General features: G+C 57.2%; 21 protein-coding genes and 1 tRNA gene. 12 read left to right on the forward strand and 10 right to left on the reverse strand.

The window, feature by feature from the left end:
* The first annotated feature begins 79 nt into the window (after positions 1-79).
* Genes OKC27_RS08805 through OKC27_RS08820 form a run of 4 tightly spaced genes read left to right on the forward strand, consistent with a single transcriptional unit; the run spans position 80 to position 2,596 of the window.
* The gene (locus tag OKC27_RS08805) at positions 80-550 is read left to right on the forward strand and encodes a 5-oxoproline transporter, DUF969 family subunit (RefSeq protein WP_270806182.1); all 471 of its coding nucleotides are present in this window, start codon (positions 80-82) and stop codon (positions 548-550) included.
* Complete coding sequence (locus tag OKC27_RS08810) at positions 550-1,473, forward strand: DUF979 domain-containing protein (protein WP_182938683.1); 924 nt, start codon at positions 550-552, stop codon at positions 1,471-1,473. The genes OKC27_RS08805 and OKC27_RS08810 overlap by 1 nt, the downstream gene beginning before the upstream one ends.
* Before the next feature lie 17 nt (positions 1,474-1,490).
* Positions 1,491-2,135 carry a pyroglutamyl-peptidase I gene (pcp, locus tag OKC27_RS08815; RefSeq protein ID WP_182939692.1) on the forward strand — a complete coding sequence of 215 codons (645 nt, stop codon included), beginning with the start codon at positions 1,491-1,493 and terminating at the stop codon, positions 2,133-2,135.
* Positions 2,132-2,596: a gamma-glutamylcyclotransferase family protein gene (locus OKC27_RS08820; protein ID WP_182938682.1), complete on the forward strand. Its 465-nt coding sequence runs from the start codon at positions 2,132-2,134 to the stop codon at positions 2,594-2,596. Before pcp ends, OKC27_RS08820 begins: the two co-directional genes overlap by 4 nt.
* 66 nt (positions 2,597-2,662) lie before the next feature.
* Here the strand turns inward: OKC27_RS08820 and OKC27_RS08825 are convergent, their stop codons facing one another.
* The gene (locus tag OKC27_RS08825; protein ID WP_042063770.1) at positions 2,663-4,555 is read right to left on the reverse strand and encodes a methyl-accepting chemotaxis protein; all 1,893 of its coding nucleotides are present in this window, start codon (positions 4,553-4,555) and stop codon (positions 2,663-2,665) included.
* Between the two features lie 261 nt (positions 4,556-4,816).
* Positions 4,817-4,893: transfer RNA gene (locus OKC27_RS08830), tRNA-Trp, on the reverse strand.
* Positions 4,894-5,094: 201 nt separating this feature from the next.
* Between OKC27_RS08830 and OKC27_RS08835 the strand changes: the two genes are divergently transcribed.
* The 5 genes from OKC27_RS08835 (at position 5,095) to OKC27_RS08855 (ending at position 8,004) form a co-directional block, all read left to right on the forward strand.
* On the forward strand, positions 5,095-5,637 hold the full coding sequence (locus OKC27_RS08835) for a hypothetical protein (RefSeq protein WP_058052021.1): 543 nt from the start codon (positions 5,095-5,097) through the stop codon (positions 5,635-5,637).
* Positions 5,638-5,736: 99 nt separating this feature from the next.
* Positions 5,737-5,931, forward strand: coding sequence for a hypothetical protein (locus OKC27_RS08840; protein WP_152986295.1), 195 nt, complete (start codon positions 5,737-5,739; stop codon positions 5,929-5,931).
* Entirely contained in the window at positions 5,912-6,832 is a 921-nt protein-coding gene (gene pyrB / locus OKC27_RS08845) for an aspartate carbamoyltransferase (RefSeq protein ID WP_042063824.1), read from the forward strand. Before OKC27_RS08840 ends, pyrB begins: the two co-directional genes overlap by 20 nt.
* Before the next feature lie 15 nt (positions 6,833-6,847).
* Positions 6,848-7,312 (forward strand): aspartate carbamoyltransferase regulatory subunit, encoded by a 465-nt coding sequence (gene pyrI, locus OKC27_RS08850; protein WP_042063767.1) that lies wholly within the window; start codon positions 6,848-6,850, stop codon positions 7,310-7,312.
* 200 nt (positions 7,313-7,512) lie between these two features.
* A complete protein-coding gene (locus OKC27_RS08855) occupies positions 7,513-8,004 on the forward strand; it encodes an arginine repressor (RefSeq protein WP_042063766.1) in 492 nt (163 codons plus the stop codon).
* A 132-nt stretch (positions 8,005-8,136) separates the two neighbouring features.
* Here OKC27_RS08855 and OKC27_RS08860 read toward each other — a convergent pair whose 3' ends face one another.
* The 4 genes from OKC27_RS08860 to arcA form a co-directional block, all read right to left on the reverse strand.
* Positions 8,137-9,543: a YfcC family protein gene (locus OKC27_RS08860; RefSeq protein WP_111807290.1), complete on the reverse strand. Its 1,407-nt coding sequence runs from the start codon at positions 9,541-9,543 to the stop codon at positions 8,137-8,139.
* 123 nt (positions 9,544-9,666) lie between these two features.
* Entirely contained in the window at positions 9,667-10,671 is a 1,005-nt protein-coding gene (gene argF, locus OKC27_RS08865) for an ornithine carbamoyltransferase (RefSeq protein ID WP_270806176.1), read from the reverse strand.
* A gap of 79 nt (positions 10,672-10,750) precedes the next feature.
* On the reverse strand, positions 10,751-11,677 hold the full coding sequence (gene arcC / locus OKC27_RS08870) for a carbamate kinase (protein ID WP_139710607.1): 927 nt from the start codon (positions 11,675-11,677) through the stop codon (positions 10,751-10,753).
* A 62-nt stretch (positions 11,678-11,739) separates the two neighbouring features.
* Positions 11,740-12,960 (reverse strand): arginine deiminase, encoded by a 1,221-nt coding sequence (gene arcA / locus OKC27_RS08875; protein WP_042063762.1) that lies wholly within the window; start codon positions 12,958-12,960, stop codon positions 11,740-11,742.
* A gap of 747 nt (positions 12,961-13,707) precedes the next feature.
* On the opposite strand from arcA, the gene OKC27_RS08880 reads away from it, so the two are divergent.
* From OKC27_RS08880 to OKC27_RS08890, 3 genes are all read left to right on the forward strand, one after another.
* The gene (locus tag OKC27_RS08880; RefSeq protein WP_167335554.1) at positions 13,708-13,884 is read left to right on the forward strand and encodes a hypothetical protein; all 177 of its coding nucleotides are present in this window, start codon (positions 13,708-13,710) and stop codon (positions 13,882-13,884) included.
* A gap of 97 nt (positions 13,885-13,981) precedes the next feature.
* Positions 13,982-14,629 carry an AAA family ATPase gene (locus tag OKC27_RS08885; protein ID WP_042063761.1) on the forward strand — a complete coding sequence of 216 codons (648 nt, stop codon included), beginning with the start codon at positions 13,982-13,984 and terminating at the stop codon, positions 14,627-14,629.
* A gap of 1 nt (position 14,630) precedes the next feature.
* Positions 14,631-14,999 (forward strand): CopG family transcriptional regulator, encoded by a 369-nt coding sequence (locus tag OKC27_RS08890; RefSeq protein ID WP_075111914.1) that lies wholly within the window; start codon positions 14,631-14,633, stop codon positions 14,997-14,999.
* A gap of 721 nt (positions 15,000-15,720) precedes the next feature.
* Here the strand turns inward: OKC27_RS08890 and hemN are convergent.
* The 4 genes from hemN to OKC27_RS08910 all read right to left on the reverse strand — a co-directional run bounded on the left by hemN (position 15,721) and on the right by OKC27_RS08910 (position 19,623).
* A complete protein-coding gene (gene hemN, locus OKC27_RS08895; protein ID WP_182938681.1) occupies positions 15,721-17,094 on the reverse strand; it encodes an oxygen-independent coproporphyrinogen III oxidase in 1,374 nt (457 codons plus the stop codon).
* Between the two features lie 31 nt (positions 17,095-17,125).
* Positions 17,126-17,566 carry a DUF2489 domain-containing protein gene (locus OKC27_RS08900; RefSeq protein ID WP_182934325.1) on the reverse strand — a complete coding sequence of 147 codons (441 nt, stop codon included), beginning with the start codon at positions 17,564-17,566 and terminating at the stop codon, positions 17,126-17,128.
* 11 nt (positions 17,567-17,577) lie between these two features.
* Positions 17,578-18,165, reverse strand: coding sequence for a Der GTPase-activating protein YihI (yihI, locus tag OKC27_RS08905; protein WP_182938680.1), 588 nt, complete (start codon positions 18,163-18,165; stop codon positions 17,578-17,580).
* A gap of 840 nt (positions 18,166-19,005) precedes the next feature.
* Positions 19,006-19,623, reverse strand: coding sequence for a c-type cytochrome (locus tag OKC27_RS08910; RefSeq protein ID WP_005341942.1), 618 nt, complete (start codon positions 19,621-19,623; stop codon positions 19,006-19,008).
* Positions 19,624-19,691 lie beyond the last annotated feature (68 nt).

Here is a 19,691-nt window from a genome sequence, read left to right on the forward strand (position 1 = left end):
TGGGAGTCACATGGAAGATCAGATCCTGGAAAACGGGAAAGGTTCCGTTCAAGATGCCACTTGTGTATAAGAGTCAGGTCTGAAACAGCAGGCCGTCACCCTGATAGAGCGGATCAAAAAGCTCACCCCGGGCAAGTTCATGACCCTCTATATGTTTATCCGCGAGCTGGCCGGTCTCTTCTCGGTGCGGGTACAGGGTCATACCCAGTTTATTCGTCCGCTGGTCAACCCGATGACGCAGGCAGCCGCCAGCAAGGTGCACGGGAAATTAAGCGAAGAGGACGAGGAATATATCAAGGCGCGGGTTTCGGCCACCGAAAACTATGGCAACTTCTTTGCCCAAAATACCTTCGTCGCCTCCGCCGGGGTATTGCTGATTGTCGGCACTTTCGAGTCGCTGGGATATAACGTCTCCGCCGTCGATATTGCCAAGGCCTCCATGCCGATTGCCATCATTACCCTGTTTATGGTCGCCGCCTCCAATATGTGGTTTGACCGTCAGATGGCCAAGAAATATGCATCTGGCAACAGCAAGGGAGGTCAACAGTAATGGCTGCACTGATCCCCAATATGCTCGAATTCTTCTATGTGCTGATCGGCGTCATCCTGTTCAGCAGCGCCTGGCGCGTCCTGCGTGATGCCAACCACCCGGCTCGAGTCGGCACCGCCCTGTTCTGGACCATCCTCGGGGTGCTGTTCGCCTTCGGCAGCTATATCCCCAACATGATCAACGGGATGCTGATCCTCGCCATGGGTGTCATCACCCTGCTCAAGCAGGTGAAGATCGGCAAGCTGGAGCAGGCGAGCGAGGAGGAGTCCCAGCGCCACGCCAACCGCATTGGCAACCGGATCTTCCTGCCCTGCGTGTTGCTGGCGCTGCTGGCGGTAGTGATCGCCCAGTTCACCCCTCTCGGCGGTCAAGTCGGTATCGGTCTGGCGGCGGTGATCGCCTTCGTCATCACGGTACTGCTGACCCGTGCCACCCCCTCCACCGTGGTGGGCGACTCGGACCGGATGATCCAGCAAGTGGGCATCACCGGCATCCTGCCCCAGTTGCTGGCCGCCCTCGGGGTGATCTTCAACACGTCCGGCGTCGGCGATGTCATCTCCCACGGGATCTCCACCGTGGTGCCGATGGGCAGCCCCTTCGTCGGGGTGGTGGCCTACTGCCTCGGCATGATGGTCTTCACCATGATCATGGGCAACGCCTACGCCGCCTTCACCGTCATCACTGCCGGGATCGGCATTCCCTTCGTGGTCACGCAAGGGGGTGATCCGGTGATCGCCGGTGCGCTGGCGATGACCGCCGGTTTCTGCGGCACCCTGATGACCCCTATGGCCGCCAACTTCAATGCCCTGCCCGCCGCCCTGCTGGAGATGAAGGATCTCAACAAGGTGATCAAGGTGCAGGTGCCGATGGCGCTGACGCTGGTGCTGATCCATATCGCCCTCATGTACTACTGGGCATTTTGAGAATTCGGGAGACCATGATGAAAGTTCTGATTACCGGTTTTGACCCCTTTGGCGGCGAGCCCATCAACCCGGCGTGGGAGGCGGTTAAACGCCTACCCGACACCATTCTGGATGCCACCGTGATCAAGGCGCAGATCCCCACCGTATTCGGCAAGTCGGCTACCCTGCTGGCGACGCTGATGCACCAGCACCAGCCGGATGTGGTGATCAACGTCGGTCAGGCGGGCGGTCGCTTCGCCATTACCCCGGAGCGGGTCGCCATCAACCTCGATGACGCCCGCATCCCCGACAACGAGCAGCAGCAGCCCATCGATGAAGTGATTCAGGCCGATGGCGCACCGGCCTACTTCTCCCGCCTGCCCATCAAGGGGATGGTGCAGCGCATCAAGGAGAACGGTATTCCGGCTGCGGTCTCCAACTCCGCGGGCACCTTCGTCTGCAACCACATCATGTATCAGCTGCACTACCTGATCGAAAAAGAGTTCCCGGCGGTGCGCGGCGGCTTTATCCACGTTCCCTACATCACCGAGCAGGTAGCGGACAAGGTGAACCAGCCCTGCCTCGCCATGAGCGACATCACCCGTGCGCTGGCGCTGGCCATCGAGGCAGTGGTACTGCAGCAGGATGGCGACCTCAAGGTCGTGGGCGGCGAGATCTCATGAGCCTCGGCCAGCCACGCCCGCTGTTCGTCTACGGCAGTCTGATGGACGGGTTGTTCAACTACCGCCGCTATCTGGCCGCTCATGTAAGCCAACCGCCACGGCGCGCCCGGGTGCGCGGCGCCCTCTATCACCTGCAGCACAAGGGCTATCCGGCCCTGCTACAGGGGGATGACTGGGTCTATGGCGAACTGTTTGTGCTGGACGACTTCCCCAACGCCATCGCGGCGCTGGACGAGATGGAGAATTTCCACGGCGAGGATGATCCCCAGAGCGAATATCTGCGCCAGCTGGTCGAGGTGGAGATCTTCGACCCGGCGCAGGGGTGCTATGTCGGCCAACAGCTGGCCTACCACTACCGCTACGTGGTGCAGCACGACCCCAGGTGGCAGCAGGGCAAGCACTACCTGCCCGACGGCAACTGGCGCGCCTTCCATCTGGCGCAGCTGGAGAGCGCCGCCTGACGGTCAGCGACAATAACAAAGGGCAGCCCGCGGGCTGCCCTTTCTGTTGCTGGAGTGGCGGGATGATCAGAGCCGGAAGCGGCCGATCTCCTGCTCCAGCCGCTCGGTCAGCGACTTGAGCTCGGCCGCCTGCGCCGCCTCGTTGCCCGCCTGCTCGGCCAGCTCTTGCGACACGTGACGGATATTCTCGGTATTACGGCTGATCTCGCCGGTCACCGAGGTCTGCTCCTCGGCCGCCGCCGCAATCTGGGTCGCCATGTCGCTGATAGAGCCGATCGCCTCGTTGATCCGGCCAAGGCTCAGGTTGGCGGCTTCCGCATCCTCCACGCTGGTGCCCGCCAGCTGACGGCTGGTCTCCATGCCACCCACCGCGCGACGGGTGGTCTGCTGCAGGGTTTCGATCATCTGCTGGATCTCGTCGGTGGAGTCGTGGGTACGGCGCGACAACACCCGCACCTCGTCCGCGACTACCGCAAAACCGCGGCCCTGCTCACCGGCCCGGGCCGCCTCGATGGCGGCGTTGAGCGCCAGCAGGTTGGTCTGCTCGGCGATACCGCTGATGGTGGCCAGGATGCCGCTGATCTTCTGGGCATGGCTGTCGAGCTCGTTGATGATCTGGCTGGCATCGGCCACTTCGTCCGCCAGACCGGTAATGCTGCGCTGACTCTGGCCAACCTGGGATTGACCGGCGACCGCCAGTGCAACCGCATCGGTGGCGGTGGTGGCAGCAAACTCGGCGTTGCCGGCGATCTCCTGGGTGGCGGAGGCCATCTCGGTCACCGCAGTCGCCACCATCACGATCTCGTCCTGCTGTTGACGCACCCGCTGACTGCGGGCCTGCGCCCCGGCCGCCTGGGTGCGGGACTGGGCCGCCAGCTCGACGGTCACATCCCGCAACCGGCTAACGATGCCATGCAGCCGCGCCACGAACTGGTTGAAGTTCTGGGCCAGCTGACCCACCTCATCCTTGCTGTGGGTGTTGATGTGAACGGTGAGATCCCCCTCACCGTGGGCGATGTCGTGCAGGGCGTGAGCCACCCGACCGAGATCGGCGAACAGGTATTTGAAGGTGGCAGTGAGCAGGGCGCTGAACACCAGCATCAGCACCAGCGTCAGCCCCACCAGCTCCCACAGCAGGCTGCTGAGCGGCGCTTCCAGCACATCGCGATACATCACCATGGCCAGCAGCCAGTCGGTGCCCGCTACCGGTTGTACCGCCAGCAGCACGTCGCGCCCGTCGAGGGTGGCGGCGTGCAGCTCGCTGTTTTCGCGGCCCCACTGCTGGAAGGTGGCGGCAGAGAGTCCCGGCGCCAGCTCGGCGATGGGCTTGAGCGCCAGATCCTTCTGCGGATGGCCGACGATGAGGCCACTGCTGTCGAGCAGCATGGCGTAACCCTCACCCTGCACCTTCATCGCCAGCACTTCGTCGATCAGCTTGTCGAGCGCCAGGTTGGCCCCCACTGCACCGACCAGCTCGCCCTGATGGCGCACCGGCTCGGAGAGGGTGACCACCAGCTTCTGCATGGTGACGCTGACATAGGGAGCAGTGACGATCAGCTGCCCCGCTTTCACCGCATCCTGATACCAGGGGCGCTCGCGCGGGTCATAGTTGCCGGTGTTGAGGGAAGGGTCCTGCCGGGTCATGACCCCCTGCGCGGAACCAAAATAGGTGAGGCCGAACCCACCGGAGGTGTAGGCCTGCTTCAGGTGCGGCACCAGCTCGGCCTGCGGGTTGTCGCTGATCAGGTTGACCAGCGCATGGACGGTATTCTTGCGATCCGCCATCCATTCGCCGATCGCGACCGAGTAGGCGTGACCATAGTTGACCGCCTCGCTCTGGATGGCGCTCATGGTGCGGGATTTGAGGGTGTGAAAGGCAACGATGCCGAGCAGTGATGCCATCAGCAGCACCACGCCAAGACTGGTGGCCAGCAGCTTGCCGCGCAGAGAGAGGGTCATGACGACGAATCCTTGTTGTTGTGTCAGGCAGGGAAAACCCTGATGTATCAAAGGCTATCGGCCGCAACATGAACAGACTTTAGTGAATCTGTATATTTTTACATCCATCAACAACAGGGATAGCTATCAGAAGTTGGTTGCTCGCTATTCCATGCTACCGAGCGGCAGAACAATCAGGAGGAGAAACAGAGGAGCGGGAGGAACAGAGGGCGAACGCCGGAAATGCGAAAGGCCAGCTCAATGAGCTGGCCTTTCTGAAAATGGCAGGGGCGGCAGGACTCGAACCCGCAACCATCGGTTTTGGAGACCGCTGTTCTACCAATTGGAACTACGCCCCTGCAACAAACGAGGCGTAGTATACAAAGTGGAGATCAAAGGTAAAGGCTTTTTTTACGCTTTTGATGCGATTGCACAAATCCCGAACAAGTCGCGGTCGTTTGTGCAGCAAAGCGGGATAACTTGCTGTATTTGCAGCCCTGCCGGGGTAGGAATGGGACATAAATGGGGGTAGGGTGAAATCAGGTACCGGGAGGCCACTTATGCTCAATTACCGATTGCTCCAACAACTGGCGCCCCTCAACTTCAGGGATGAACGCAAGACAGAGTCCCTGCCCGCCTATCTTGAACGGGTCGCGCCGCTGGTGCCCTTTATTCCTGAAAATGTGCTCTCCCAGTGGATTTACCGTCATTGGCGCGGTTTTGAGTCCAACTGGAGCTTTATCGATCTCGCCAGCCATCAGTTCACCTGTGAAAGCTGGCCCACCGCGCAACTGGTGGATCAGGTGGACTCCCGCCATATGGAGGTGATCGAGCGCTGGGGCGAGATGCTGCGCAGCAATCGCTATGTGCGTCGTTCCTGGCTCGGCGAGAAGATGCTGAGCGAAGGCACCTGGCCGGAACCTGTCATCGTGCTGGCGCCCGCCGAGGGGTGCAGTTACCCGAACGGGCAACCGTTGCCGCAACCCTACTGCCTGCTGGAAGGGCACCACAGACTCGGTTATTTGCGTGCCATGGCCCACGATGGGGAATCGCTGCAAGAGACGCACAGGGTGTGGATTTGTCGTCCTGTTCCCGCCACTTAAACGTTTTTCATGCTGAAATTGGCATCGGAAATAAAATTTTGACAATTAAAAAAGCGGCCCTATAATCTGTCCGGTTTTGAAAAAGGTCGGGACGAAACGATGCAGTTTTTGATTCAGAAAACAGCCTTGCAGACGGGTGGTGCGCACCAGAGCGGCCCCGTTGTTTTCGGTTCCCACCCCAATGATCCCCAGTTATTTTTAAAAAAAGCCCCTGTTTCAGGGGCTTTTTTTTGTGCCCGAAAAACCTCCAATGATGTCAAAGGGAATGCAGACGATGACCAATCCACTCTATAAGAAACATGTCATCTCCATTTCGGACCTGACCCGGTCAGAAATGGAACTGGTAGTCTCAACCGCACAACGGTTGAAGGCTGAACCTGACACCAGCCTGTTGAAAGACAAGCTGGTTGCCAGCTGCTTCTTCGAAGCCTCCACCCGCACCCGCCTCTCGTTCGAGACCGCGGTACAGCGCCTCGGCGGCAACATCATCGGCTTCGCCGACGGTGGCAACACCAGCGCCAAGAAGGGCGAGACGCTGGCTGACTCCATCAAGATCATCGGCTCCTACTCGGATGCGGTGGTGATGCGCCACCCGAAAGAGGGCGCGGCCCGTCTGGCTGCCGAGTTCTCCCGCGTGCCGGTCATCAACGGCGGCGACGGCTCCAACCAGCATCCGAGCCAGACCCTGCTCGACCTGTTCACCATCCATGAGACCCAGGGTCGTCTGGACAACCTCAACGTCGCCTTCGTCGGTGACCTGAAATATGGCCGCACCGTGCATTCGCTGGCCCAAGCCCTCAGCCTGTTCAACTGCCGCTTCTTCTTCATCTCCCCGGAAGCGCTGGCGATGCCGGACTACATCTGCGAAGAGCTGGAAGAGAAAGGCATCCCGTTCAGCGTCCACCAGACCATGGAAGAGGTGATGCCTGAGCTGGACATCCTCTACATGACCCGTGTCCAGAAAGAGCGCTTCGACGAGACCGAATACAAGCACATGGCTGCCAAGTTCGTGCTGGAGCTGGCGACCCTGGAAGGGGCCAAGCCCACCATGAAGATCCTGCATCCCCTGCCCCGCGTCGACGAAATCGATGTCGCGGTCGACAAGACCCCCCACGCTTGCTACTTCCAGCAGGCGGAGAACGGGGTCTATGCACGCCAGGCGCTGCTGGCACTGGTACTGAACGAAACTGTCTGAGCTTAGGGGAATATCATGTCTGACAAGAACCAACTGCAAGTCGAAGCCATCCGTCACGGCTCCGTCATCGATCACATCCCCGCTGGCCAGGGCATCAAGATCCTCAAGCTGTTCCAGCTGGTTGAAACCCAGGAGCGGATCACCGTCGGCTTCAACCTGAAATCCGGCGCGCTGGGCAAAAAGGATCTCATCAAGATTGAGAACACCCGCCTGACCGAACAGCAGGCCAACCAGCTGGCGCTGTTCGCCCCGAAAGCGACCGTCAACATCATCGAAGACTTCAATGTGGTGAAGAAGCACCAGCTGGAGCTGCCGGAGTTCATCGCCGGGGTGTTCCACTGCCCCAACTCCAACTGCATCTCCCACAACGAGCCGGTGGACAGCTACTTCCGGGTGCGCGAAGTGAAAGGCGTGGTACGGATGAAGTGCAAATATTGCGAGAAGTCCTTCACTCAGGACATCGTCAGCGAGCGTGACTAATATCTGATTGGGCCCTGCGGGGCCCATTTTTGAACCCTGTCACATCACCGAATTTCCAGTCAGCTATAATTTGCCATCCCAAGATGGTAATGCCCGTTCATTTCCTGCATATAGATGGATTATCAGTGTTTTTGCCTGATAACTGACAGCTATGGCAGATATCGCGCGTTTACCTCCGGTCATCGTCAAAGGAATTCGCCGTGGTCAAAACCCTCAGTCGTCCCGTTGCCCAAGAGCCCGATCTGGCCCAGCTGGATGCCTGTCGCCAGATCATCGGTCAGCACTGCTACAGCACCCAGGAAGAGATCCGCCGCGAGCTGTCAGAGCGCGGCTTTGCCGATATCAGCCAGTCCACCATTTCCCGCCTGCTGCGCCGCCTCGGCGTAGCCAAGGCGCAGAATGCCAACGGCAAGAAGGTCTACACCCTGGTAGACGATCAGCTGGAACCCGCTGGCAGCACCCGCTCGATCCACGACATGGTACGCGAAGTGGTACACAACCAGCAGATGGTGCTGATCCACACCACCCCGGGGGCCGCTACCGTGGTGGCCCGCCTGCTGGATCGCAACGCCAATCCGGAGATCATGGGCGCCGTCGCGGGCAATGACGTGGTGCTGGTCGCGCCGCGCCATATCAGCCGCACCCGTCAGGCCCACGCTGCCGTGGTGCGCACGCTGGCGCAGGCCCGCTAAGCTCTCTCCCCCAAATGCATTGAGGCGACCTGCGGGTCGCCTTTTTGTTGCCTGCTATTTTGTGCCCATCACTTCTTGTGCCCATAAAAAACGGGAGCCTGCAGGCTCCCGTTTCATCTTGCTTGTCATCCCTCAGGAGAGCACGGCGCCCAGGCTCAGGCAGACCACGATCAGCACGGTCAGGATACCGAGCAGCGGGGCCACCCACTTCAGCCAGCGCACATAAGGCACCTTGGCGATGGCCAGACCACCCATGACTACGGCGGAGGTCGGGGTCACCAGGTTCACCAGACCGGAGGCAGACTGGTAAGCAGTCACCACCAGATCGCGACCCACGTTGGCGAAGTCAGCCAGCGGCGCCATGATCGGCATGGTCAGTACGGCCAGACCGGAGGAGGACGGCACCAGGAAGGAGAGCACCACTTCCAGCACGAACATCACGTTGATAAAGACGATGGTGGAGAGGCCGGTCACGATCCCTTCTGCACTGTGCAAAATGGTGTGAGTGATCATGCCGTTATCCATCACTACCACGATACCGCGGGCGATACCGATGATCAGCGCCACACCCAGCAGGTCGCGGGCACCGTCGATAAAGTTGGAGGTCAGCTCCTCCTCGCTCATGCGGGAGATGATACCAACGATGATGGCGGCAGCCAGAAACACGCCGGAGATCTGCGCCATCCACCAGCCCAGCACGGCCACACCGTAGATCATCACGGCAAAGGCGGCGACGAAGATACCCAGCACGATTTTACGGGTCAGGGTGAACTCCAGCATCTGGTCGCTCTTGTTGCCAAGGAAGTGGGCACGGTTCTCTTCCCACTTGTCAGCCACCAGAGATTTGCTCGGATCGCTGCGCACCATCTTGGCGTAACGCATGACGTAGGCAACGCAGAGCAGCCAACCGGCGACCAGCATGGCGACGCGCAGCCAGATACCGTCGGTGAAGGAGATACCGGCGGCGTTGGCCGCGATAACGGTCGCAAACGGGTTGATGGTGGAACCGAGAGTACCGATACCGGCGCCCAGCAATACAGTTGCCGCCGCTACCACAGGGTCAAAGCGGGCAGCCATCATCACCGGCACCAGCAGGGTGTAGAACGGCAGCGACTCTTCGGCCATGCCGTAGATGGTGCCGCCTGCGGCGAACAGCGCCATCAGGATCGGGATCATCCACTCTTCCCGGCCGCGCAGGCGGTCGGTCACACGTTCAATACCGGCATCAATGGCACCGGTCTTGGTCACAATGCCAAGAAAACCACCGATGATCAGGATAAAGAGGGAGACGTCGATGGCGCCTGCCTGATAGGTGTCGTGGTTGTAGAGGCCATCGATAGGTGCCAGCAGCACATCGACGATCCCCTGAGGATTCCCCTCCACCAGTTTGTAGGTACCCGCCACCGGCACTTCTTTGCCGAGGGCTTCGTTCATGGTCATTTCATATTTGCCGGCCGGCACTATCCAGCTCAGGGCGGCCACCAGGGCGATCAGCACAAACAGTATCGTGTAGGCTGACGGGAACTTGAATTTGGTCATGGTCCAGCTTCCTTCTGTGGGTGTGGTATCCATGCAGGCTGCGGGTCGTAGGGTTAGAGGTATTATGCCGCTGTCACATGGTCGAAAAGCCGGGGGTCGCCCCCCGGCACCACTACTGCGACCTTAGTCGCCCAGCGTAGCAACCATCACTGCCTTGATGGTGTGCATCCGGTTTTCGGCCTCGTCGAACACGATGCTGTGCTCGGATTCGAACACGTCCTCGGTCACTTCCAGGCCTTTCATGCCATATTTGTCAGCCACTTCCTTGCCCATGGTGGTCTCGTCGTTGTGGAACGCTGGCAGGCAGTGCATGAACTTCACATCAGGATTCTTGGTGGCGTTGATGACATCCATGTTGACCTGATACGGGGTCATCAGTTTGACGCGCTGATCCCAGGCTTCTTTCGCTTCACCCATGGATACCCAGACGTCGGTGTAGAGGAAGTCGGTGCCCAGCACACCCTCTTTCACATCTTCGGTCAGGGTGATGCGCGCGCCGGTCTCTTCGGCGATCAGGCGGCACTTGGCAACCAGCTCCTCTTTCGGCCAGAACGCTTTCGGTGCAACCAGACGAATGTCCATGCCCATTTTGGCGGCGCCGACCATCAGGGAGTTACCCATGTTGTTGCGGGCATCACCCAGGTAGGCGAACTTGATTTGATCCAGACGCTTGCCCTTGCCGTGCTCCAGCATGGTCATGAAGTCGGCCAGGATCTGGGTCGGGTGGAATTCGTTGGTCAGGCCGTTCCAGACCGGAACACCGGCATAGGCGCCAAGCTCTTCCACGATCTCCTGACCGTAGCCACGGTATTCGATACCGTCATACATGCGGCCCAGTACACGGGCGGTGTCCTTCATGGACTCCTTGTGACCGATTTGGGAACCGCTCGGGCCAAGGTAGGAGACTTGCGCACCCTGGTCGAAGGCCGCGACTTCAAACGCACAGCGGGTACGGGTAGAGGTCTTCTCGAAGATCAGGGCAATGTTTTTGCCGGTCAGGTGTTTGCGCTCGTAGCCACCGTATTTGGCTTTTTTCAGGTCGATGGCCAGGTCAATCATGTATTGGATTTCGCGCGGGGTGAAGTCCAGCAGTTTCAGGAAGTTACGGTTACGCAGATTAAAAGCCATGATGAGTTCTCTCTATATTTGTTTCAGACCAATTCGGGCAGTAGTGTTGACTACGCATTCTCAGTACAAATTTCGGTAATTACGCATTCACGGTGCGGGTGGCGACGATATTGGTGCCGGCTTCACCCTTGAGGATGGCAAGACCATCTTCCAGCGAGCCGATCCCGACCATGCCGCCGGTCGCTTTGACAAATTCACAAGAGGCTTCGACTTTCGGTCCCATGGAGCCTGCATCGAACTTGACTCCGGCCAGCTCGTCCGGGCTGGTGACCCGCAGCGGGTGCTGGGTCGGCTTGCCCCAATCCAGATAGACGGCATCGGCGTCGGTCAGGATCAGCAGGGCGTCGGCCTTGATCTGCTTGGCCAGATAGGCGGCAGACATGTCTTTGTCGATCACCGCTTCGATACCGGTCAGGCTCTGGCCATCCCAGGTCACCGGAATGCCGCCACCACCGGTACAGATGATGAGGTGGCCCTGGGCAATCAGGGTTTCGATGGCGTCGCCTTCGACGATGCGCTGGGGCAGCGGGGACGGCACTACACGGCGGAAGAACTTGCCGTCAGCCTTGACCACCCAGTGCTTCTCTTCTGCCAGGGTGCGGGCTTCCGCTTCTTCATAGACGGGGCCGATAAATTTGGTCGGATTGGCAAACGCCGGATCCTTGGGATCAACCTGCACCTGAGTCAGCAGCGCAGTGACGTTGCGGCTCGGCATCAGGTTTTTCAGCTCCTGGATCAGCATATAGCCGATCATGCCTTGGGACTCGGCACCCAACACATCCAGCGGATAGGGGGATACCTTGGTGTAGGCGCTGTTTTGCAGAGCCAGCAGGCCGACTTGCGGGCCGTTGCCATGTACCAGCACCACGTTGTACTCCTGAGCGATCAGGGCGATGGTTTTGGCGGCAGTGGCGATGTTCTTGCGCTGGATATCCGCTTCCAGTGGCTCACCACGACGGAGCAGTGCATTGCCACCCAGAGCGACGACGACAGTTGGTTTTTTCATAGTGGTTAATCTCGATTTTGGGTCTGTGTGGCGCCAGCCTCTGCCGGCGCCACGCCGTCTCATCAGATGCTGTCGCGTTCCATCGGGCAGCTCATGCAGCGGGCGCCGCCGCGGCCACGGCCCAGTTCATCACCCGGAATGGAGAGAACTGTGATACCGGCCTTGTCATATTTCTCGTTGGTGTAGGTATTGCGCTCGTAACCCACCACCACGCCGGGACGTACGGTCAGCACGTTGTTGGCGTCGTTCCACTGCTCGCGTTCGGCTTCGAAGCTGTCACCGCCAGTGGTGATGATCTTCAGCTGATCCACGCCCAGCGCTTTCTCGATAGCGGTGACGAAGTAACCCTCTTCCTTGATGTTCATGCCGGTGGCGCCGCCCGGAGTCAGACTCCAGCACTGCACGTCCTTGCGGATCACTTCCGGATAAACGGAGAAGGTATCGACATCCATATGGGTCATGACGGTATCCAGGTGCATGCAGCTGCGGTGTTTCGGCAGTTCCATGGCGATGACCTGTTTGGCCTGACCGTGTTTGAACAGGCTGCGAGCCAGGTGCTCGACACCTTGCGGTGTGGTGCGCTCGGACATGCCGATCAGCACGGCGCCGCGGCCGATAACCAGTACGTCACCACCCTCGATGGTGGAGTTGTCGTAGTCACGCTCCTCGTCACCGAAGTACTTGATGAAGTCCTGACCGGCAAACATCGGGTGCCAGCGGTAGATAGCCTTCACGTGGTTGGTTTCGCGGCGACGAGCCTGTTTGGCCATCGGGTTGATGGAGACACCACCGTAAACCCAGCAGGAAGTGTCACGGGTGAAGAGGTGGTTGGGCAGCGGCTCGATGATGAAGTCGGTCGGTGCATGCATACCCACTACCATGTTGACGCCGTGATAAGGCATCTCGGAGTAGGTCAGGCCACCGGAAAGAATGCGGGCCAGTTCGCGGTGCGGCATGTCTGCCAGGAAGCAGCGCACGTCGTTGGCAAAAGAAGAACCGAGGCGGTAGTCGGAGACCTGATGTTGCAGCAGCCAGGTTTTGGCTTCCGGCACATCCAGAGTCTCGGCCAGCAGATTGGTCAGCAGGAAAACTTCGACATTCTGATCGCGCAGTACCTGAGCGAATTTGTCGTGCTCCTGACCGGCGCGTTCAACAGACAGGACGTCATCGAACAGCAGATCCTGGCAGTTGGAAGGAGTCAGACGCTTCAGACTGAGGTTGGGGCGGTGCAACATGACACGGCGCAATTGGCCAACTTCAGAACCTACATAAAATTTGCTCATGATTATATTCCGTCTAGCAGTGGTCCCTGCGAGTGATTGAATAGATTCCTTCTATTCATGCTCGTGGCTAAGGCGGGATATTCTTTATGTAGGGTACTCGGCTTATGTTCTATCCTGCCCTTGCCTTTCGATGCCGAGGTTAGACCTGCGAACCAATGCAAACTTAGACATTGATCACATTCACTCAGAACTGAATATATTCACCGCTCAATCTATGACCCCGGTAGCAAATTGCGTATTTCCCACACAGAGCGAACTGAATAGCCATGCACAACCACCCCACTATATTTCAGATTGATTCAGTTTTTATTCATGCAGGCTCACTAGCAAGATTAAATTCAAAAAACAAAACTCGTTAAAAATCATAATAATAAATGGTTTTAAAAATAAGTTTTGAATATTACTTCCTGTGTATTGAATACATCGGTGTGACAAGAGGAACTCGGGGGAAATAAATACTCAGATCGAGCACACTCACTGCATAAATCTTTTCTTGTCCCAGATCATGGCATTGATGCCAACCCCATCAGGCAAGGCCTCATCAGCCATCACCTCTTTATGCGGTTCAACTTAATATGCACAAAGTTCGCATCGAGGCTGGCAACCATCCTCGTCAGTCACCACAACGCCTTTTGATACTTTTTTCATTAATTGAATTTATTCGTCCCACCTTGCGCTGGCGCCAACCTCGACTTAACTCAGAAAGTGATCCAGATCACACTAAAATGGTACTACCAAGGAGTTGTTATGAAGATGAAACCCATGCTGTTGCTCGCGACTTTGCTGCTCTCTGCGCTCCCGACCTTCATTCAAGCTGAAGGAGCCCCTGCCATGCCCATGGTGGTATGCCATGTCGACCAGGCCCCCCAGATGCTGGTGCCTGACTATGTCTGCCGCTGGCATGGAGGCAGCGTTCATTACTAATCGACACAACGAGAGGAGCATCACTCCTCTCGCCTTGTGATGAGGCAGGCCCCTCCTATACTGAAATCAGCGGTTTTCTTATGGATAGGGGAACGTCATGATCTTGTTGGTCGGTGGAGAGAAGGGGGGGAGTGGCAAGAGCTGCCTGGCACAAAATCTGGCGGTCTACCTCAGATCCCAATTTCAGGGGGAGGTGTTACTGGTCGACTGCGACCCGCAGCGCACCACCTCTGACTGGATTCAGGAGCGCAATGACAACCCGGAGCTGCCACAAATCAACTGCGTTCAGCTCTATGGCAATATTCGCAACGACTTGCTCAGCCTGAAAAACCGCTACGACTACGTCATCGTCGATTGCGGCGGACAGGACAACCGGGCTCTGCGCTCCACCATGGCTGTCGCTACCCACGCCCTGATCCCCTTGCGCCCGAAACGCCGCGACCTCAAGACCCTGCCCCATATGGAAGATCTCATCACCACTTGCAAGATGGTCAATCCGACGCTCAATGCCGCTGTAGTGCTGACCCAGTGCCCCGCCCTGCCCAATCAGGTAAAACGCATTCTGGAGGCGAAAGAGGTCTGCGCCTCATTCGGTGTCGATGTGCTGAACGCCATCACCTATGGCCGTAACGTCTACGACGACAGCGAAGAGAAGGGGCTGTCGGTGATGGAGATCGAGCCGGATGGCAAATCCGCCGAAGAGATCCGGGCCATCGCCAAAGAGTTCCTGCAAGTGGGGGTGTGAGATGGGTCTGGCCGATCTGAAGAAAAAGCACCAGCTGCATCACCAGAAGAAGTTCACCGTCGACGAATTTATCGAAGATGCGGAGTTCTACGCCAAGGGCAAACCCAAGGTGGTCAGCCTTGAACTGAGCCTACATCGTGATGAAGCCCTGTCGGCGCTGGCCTTTATCGAGAGTGGCGAGCACCTGAGGCCCAGTTACAAGAAGGCCACCTTCTCCATGAGCACGGTGGCCATCGACGAACTTGGCAATCTGACCCAGCAAGATGGCATGAACAAATCCCTGTTGCTGCGCCTCTTTACCCACTACTTCTCTTCGCTCACCCCGGAAGAACGCCAGACCATCTATGAGCGACTCAACCAGCGCTCATAATTTCTCCATTCAGTCGCTCTTTTGGTGCCTCGCCAACCCATCCCGAATGACCATCATCAGACTGCAGAATCTGTTTCCAAAGTAACCAAAAAGCCGCGTAAGAGATCTGCCATTCCATATGTAAGCCAACAGCCGAAAAGATCCTCGAGATAATCGGAAGATAGGATCTTAAAATATGAAGGCAACACACTTAACATCATGTTTATAAATGAATAAGTCGAAACACACCGCTTTCGGAACAGCTTATGAAAAAAACGTTTTCCAATCTGACGTTGTAGCCGGTAAAAAAATCCTTATAGTTACTCATGCACAGACGCAATGAAGTCGGTCAGGAAGACTGGCTGCCAGGGTTGGGCAAATGGACTCACCACAGGATGTGGTAAAGGACACCTCCCAGGACGGAGAAAGTGCGACGGGACAGGATGACTCGTCAGGCCAAGATGGCTAAAGGACACCCCAAAGGATTGGGAAGGGGAAACCTAAAGGAAGAGGTAAACAGTCAGGGATTGCAGGGAGCAACTTCGTTCAAGGATATGAGCGATACGACTACCGGGGGCGACGCAAGTCGCCCCCATCTTTTTGTCTGCGTTTTACCGCCCGATTGCTTGCCCTATCGCGAGCCTTATTGCCAGAACCGTCCAGACCCGCGGCTTAAGCAAAAATAGATATGAAAGGGGCGCCACGATGGCGCCCCTTTCTGTTTTCTGATCGGCATACAAGCTTATATCACGCGAGAGAACTGCTGCTGACGCGCCTTGTTGCGTAGGTACACGTCGAAGCACATGCAGATATTGCGGATCAGCAGCTGCCCCGTGGAGGAGACCTCCAGGCCATCCTCAGTCATTCGCACCAGCCCATCGTTGATGAAGGTCTGCAGCAGCTTGATATCGTCGGCAAAATACTCTCTGAAATTGAGCCTGTGCGCCTGCTCGACAGCGGCAAAGTTCAGGCGAAAATCACAGATCAGCCGCTTGATCACCTCACGACGGATCAGATCATCCTGATTGAGCGAGCAGCCTTTCCACTGGGCATGACCCAGCTCTGCAACCTGTGCGTAATAGGCCTTGAGCTCTTTCTGATTCTGGGAATAGGCATCACCGATCATGCTGATGGAGGAGACCCCCAACCCCAGCAGATCGCAATCTCCCTGGGTGGTATAGCCCTGGAAGTTGCGGTGCAGTTTACCCTCGCGCTGCGCAACCGCCAGCTCGTCATCGGGTTTGGCAAAATGGTCCATGCCGATGAACTGGTAACCGCGACCGGTCAGGAAGGCTATAGTGTCCTGCAGCATGGCCAGTTTCTCCTGCGGAGCAGGCATATCCACCTCTTTCAACTTGCGCTGGGCGGCAAAGCGACTCGGCAGATGGGCATAGTTGAAGATGGAGAGGCGCGCCGGATCGGTCTTGAGCACCTCTTCCAGCGTATGGTGGAAGCTGGCACGATCCTGATGCGGCAGGCCATAGATAAGGTCGAGGTTAGTCGAGCGGAAGCCGAGTTCACGGGCCCGTTCCAACATGGCTTTAATAAAGTCGTTGTCCTGCTCGCGGTTGACCGCGACCTGCACATCCTTGTTGAAATCCTGCACCCCAAGGCTGATGCGGTTGAAGCCGACATCTCGCAGCACATCCAGCATGGTAATGGCAATCTCGCGCGGATCGACCTCGATGCTGAACTCTCCCTCCTCGGCAAAATGGAAGTGCTCACGCAGCATGGCCATCAGGCGGCGCGTTTGCGCTTCATCCAGATAGGTGGGTGTACCGCCACCCCAGTGAAGTTGGGTGACCAGACGATGTTTGAAGAGCGGGGCCTGCGCCTTGATCTCCTGCTCCAAATAGTCGAGGTACTCGTCAGCCTTGTGCTGATGGCGGGTAATGACCTTGTTGCAGCCGCAGTAATAGCAGAGCTTGTGACAGAAAGGGATATGCACGTAGAGCGACAGATTGCGCTCGGGATACTGGCCGGCAGCGCGGACAAAATCCGGATAACCGAAGCTCTCGTTGAACTCCAGCGCAGTGGGATAAGAGGTGTATCGCGGGCCACTGTAGTTATATTTTTCGATCAGGGCCTGATCCCACACAATCTGTTCTGCTTGCACGTTCGCTTCCTCTCTTGTTGTTATTGTTGGCTCACCGACCTAACTGAAAATCCTTCAGTTGGGCCACATCCTTGAGGATCTGAGCCTCCAGCTCGGCCTCGTAGCCGCTGCGTTCGAGATCCATCTTCATCACTTCATTGCGTTTAAGTGCGCGTCTGGCCTCATGAGTCGGCATATCTTTCACCTTCTCATACAGCCCGTACAGACCCGGGAACTCGGCAGCGAACGCCCGCCCACCCTTGATCTGCAATGCATCCAGCAGATTGGTCAGCCGAATGGCACCTTCGGAGTAATCGCACTGCCCCTCCTGCACTGCATGGGCAATGACCCGCACGCTCTCCAGAATTCGCTCATTGCGAGCAGTTATCGCCTGCCACTGCATCGCTTGCTGCCGTCTCAGTCTGGCCAGCAGCATGCCTGCATAGATTGCCAACCCTGACAAAATCAGGCCGCCCAACAGGGCGGCCAGCATCCATCCACTCATCACTTTTTCTTCGGCTCAGGCTTGGGTTCCGGCTTGAAATCGACCTGGTTGAAACGATCCCACAACTCCTCTTCGGAGGCCGGTTTTTGCTCGTCGAACTCGGCGTCATCGCCATCATCAAACGGCAGCTCGTCATCTTCATCATCGTCGTTATCGATGATGCCCAGCTCATCCATCAGCTCCTGATAACGGTCGACGCGCTGATCAACCCAAGCCTGCTCAGCAGCTTCCAGGGTTTCACCTGCATCAAGACGATCCAGCAGATCATTCAAGCGATCATCGTTTTCGATGGAGGCCAGCTCCTGCTCGGGCGTCATCACCAGCTGCTTCTCTTTCACTGCCTTGGGTGCTGCCGGCTTCTTCTGTTTGTCATCCACCACCAGTACCACCGGCTTGCGGGAACCGATACGCGGATCTTTGGACTGACTGTTGCCAGACTTGTTGTTCGATTGTTCAACTTGCTGACGAGAACCAGCCTTCAGGCCCTTGCGCTTGGCAGCCCGTTTACGCTCACGACCTTCCTGAGCACTGACATCAGATTCTTTGCGCTTGCCAGTAGGCTTGCGAGTGGGTTGTTTGGCAGACATGAATGGCTAACTCCGAAAAATAACTGGTTTGACCCGTACCCGGGATGATCTCACCCGGTGGGATACGATGCGAGGAACAGTAAGGCTGGAACAAGAGCAGGATCCGGCACCAATCCGGCCCAATCAGGCCACTGAACACCGCAGGATCGGTATCCTCTGGGCATGTTGCTGGTATTTTGACACAGAATGGCTAATCGGGTTAATGACCCAAAAGAAAAAAGGCAGCCGAAGCTGCCTTGATATGTTCATGCGGGCGCCATCCTGAATGGCAAAACAGTCTGTTTCGTCCTCTCCGTGACAACTTGTCGCCGCAGCATATCGTTGTGTGGTCATCCTGACCTTGTATTGGTCGTTCCTGAATGTGCGTGTGCCTGTTTGACCCGTCGCGACCGCATCCTGCCATCGTGCCGGGGAGTCTTGCATCCCGCAACCCCATCCCGCTCCGGAGATGGTCACCATCCTGATCCTTCAAATCCCTTGCCAGCTCATGCGAGCCCATGGCATCCCGCCACGCCAGCCATCCTCTGCTCACAACATCCTGCTGTGAAACCGCCACCCAATCCGTGGGTGAATCCATTGAGCCTACTGTATCAACTCTATAAAACGGCTCAATCCACCCAAAAGATTCTCAACATCTCGAAAAATATCAATATGCACATAATTAATTGATAAATAATGGATATTTAATATTTTATGCAATTTTATGAGCCTTGGCCTGCCTTGAGAATGGGAGATCTCTTACAGAACGGGGGGATTAAACCGAGAATTATCTGAAAACCATAAAAACAACGGGGAGCAAAGGCTCCCCGTTTCAACTCGAATCGACCGTATCTGACTATATCAGTGCAGACCCGCCACATATTTGGAGAGGGCTTCGATATCCTGATCAGTCAGTTTCTTGGCAACGTCCCGCATCATGCCATTCGGATCGTTGTCACGTGTCCCGGCACGGAATGCGGTGAGCTGAGCCTTGATATAGGCAGGATGCTGGCCGGACAGGCTTGGATACTTCGCCTGTTCGACACCCGAGCCACGGGGACCATGGCAAGCCGTACAGGCTGCCAGACCGCGACTCATGTCACCACCCATATAGAGTGCCTTGCCCGCTTCGACCACGTCGTCAGGGACAGCGATCGGGGTAACCTTCAGGCCGGAGAAGTAAGCCGCCAGGTCATCCATGTCCTGTTCCGACAAAGGTAACGCCATCGGCCCCATCACTGGCGCAACCCGGCCAATTTGACCAGAAGCGGCAGCCTTCAGTTCAACTAACTGCTTTTTGATATATGATGCGTGCTGACCAGCAATTTTGGGGTACATATCAACCAGGCTGTTTCCGTCCGGTCCATGACAAGCCGCACAAACGGCAGCCTTGGTCTGTCCCGCAGCGGCATCGCCCTTGGCTTGTGCCATCCCCGTTACGCCAACCATCAGAGCAAGAGTAATGACTAGGTTCTTCATGGCGTTCCAACTTTTCGTTATTAGGCTTCCAGATCCCATGCCGCTGAAGGCATGTTAAAATAAACGCG

The organism is Aeromonas sp. QDB62 (assembly GCF_027705695.1).
Classification (GTDB): domain Bacteria; phylum Pseudomonadota; class Gammaproteobacteria; order Enterobacterales; family Aeromonadaceae; genus Aeromonas; species Aeromonas allosaccharophila.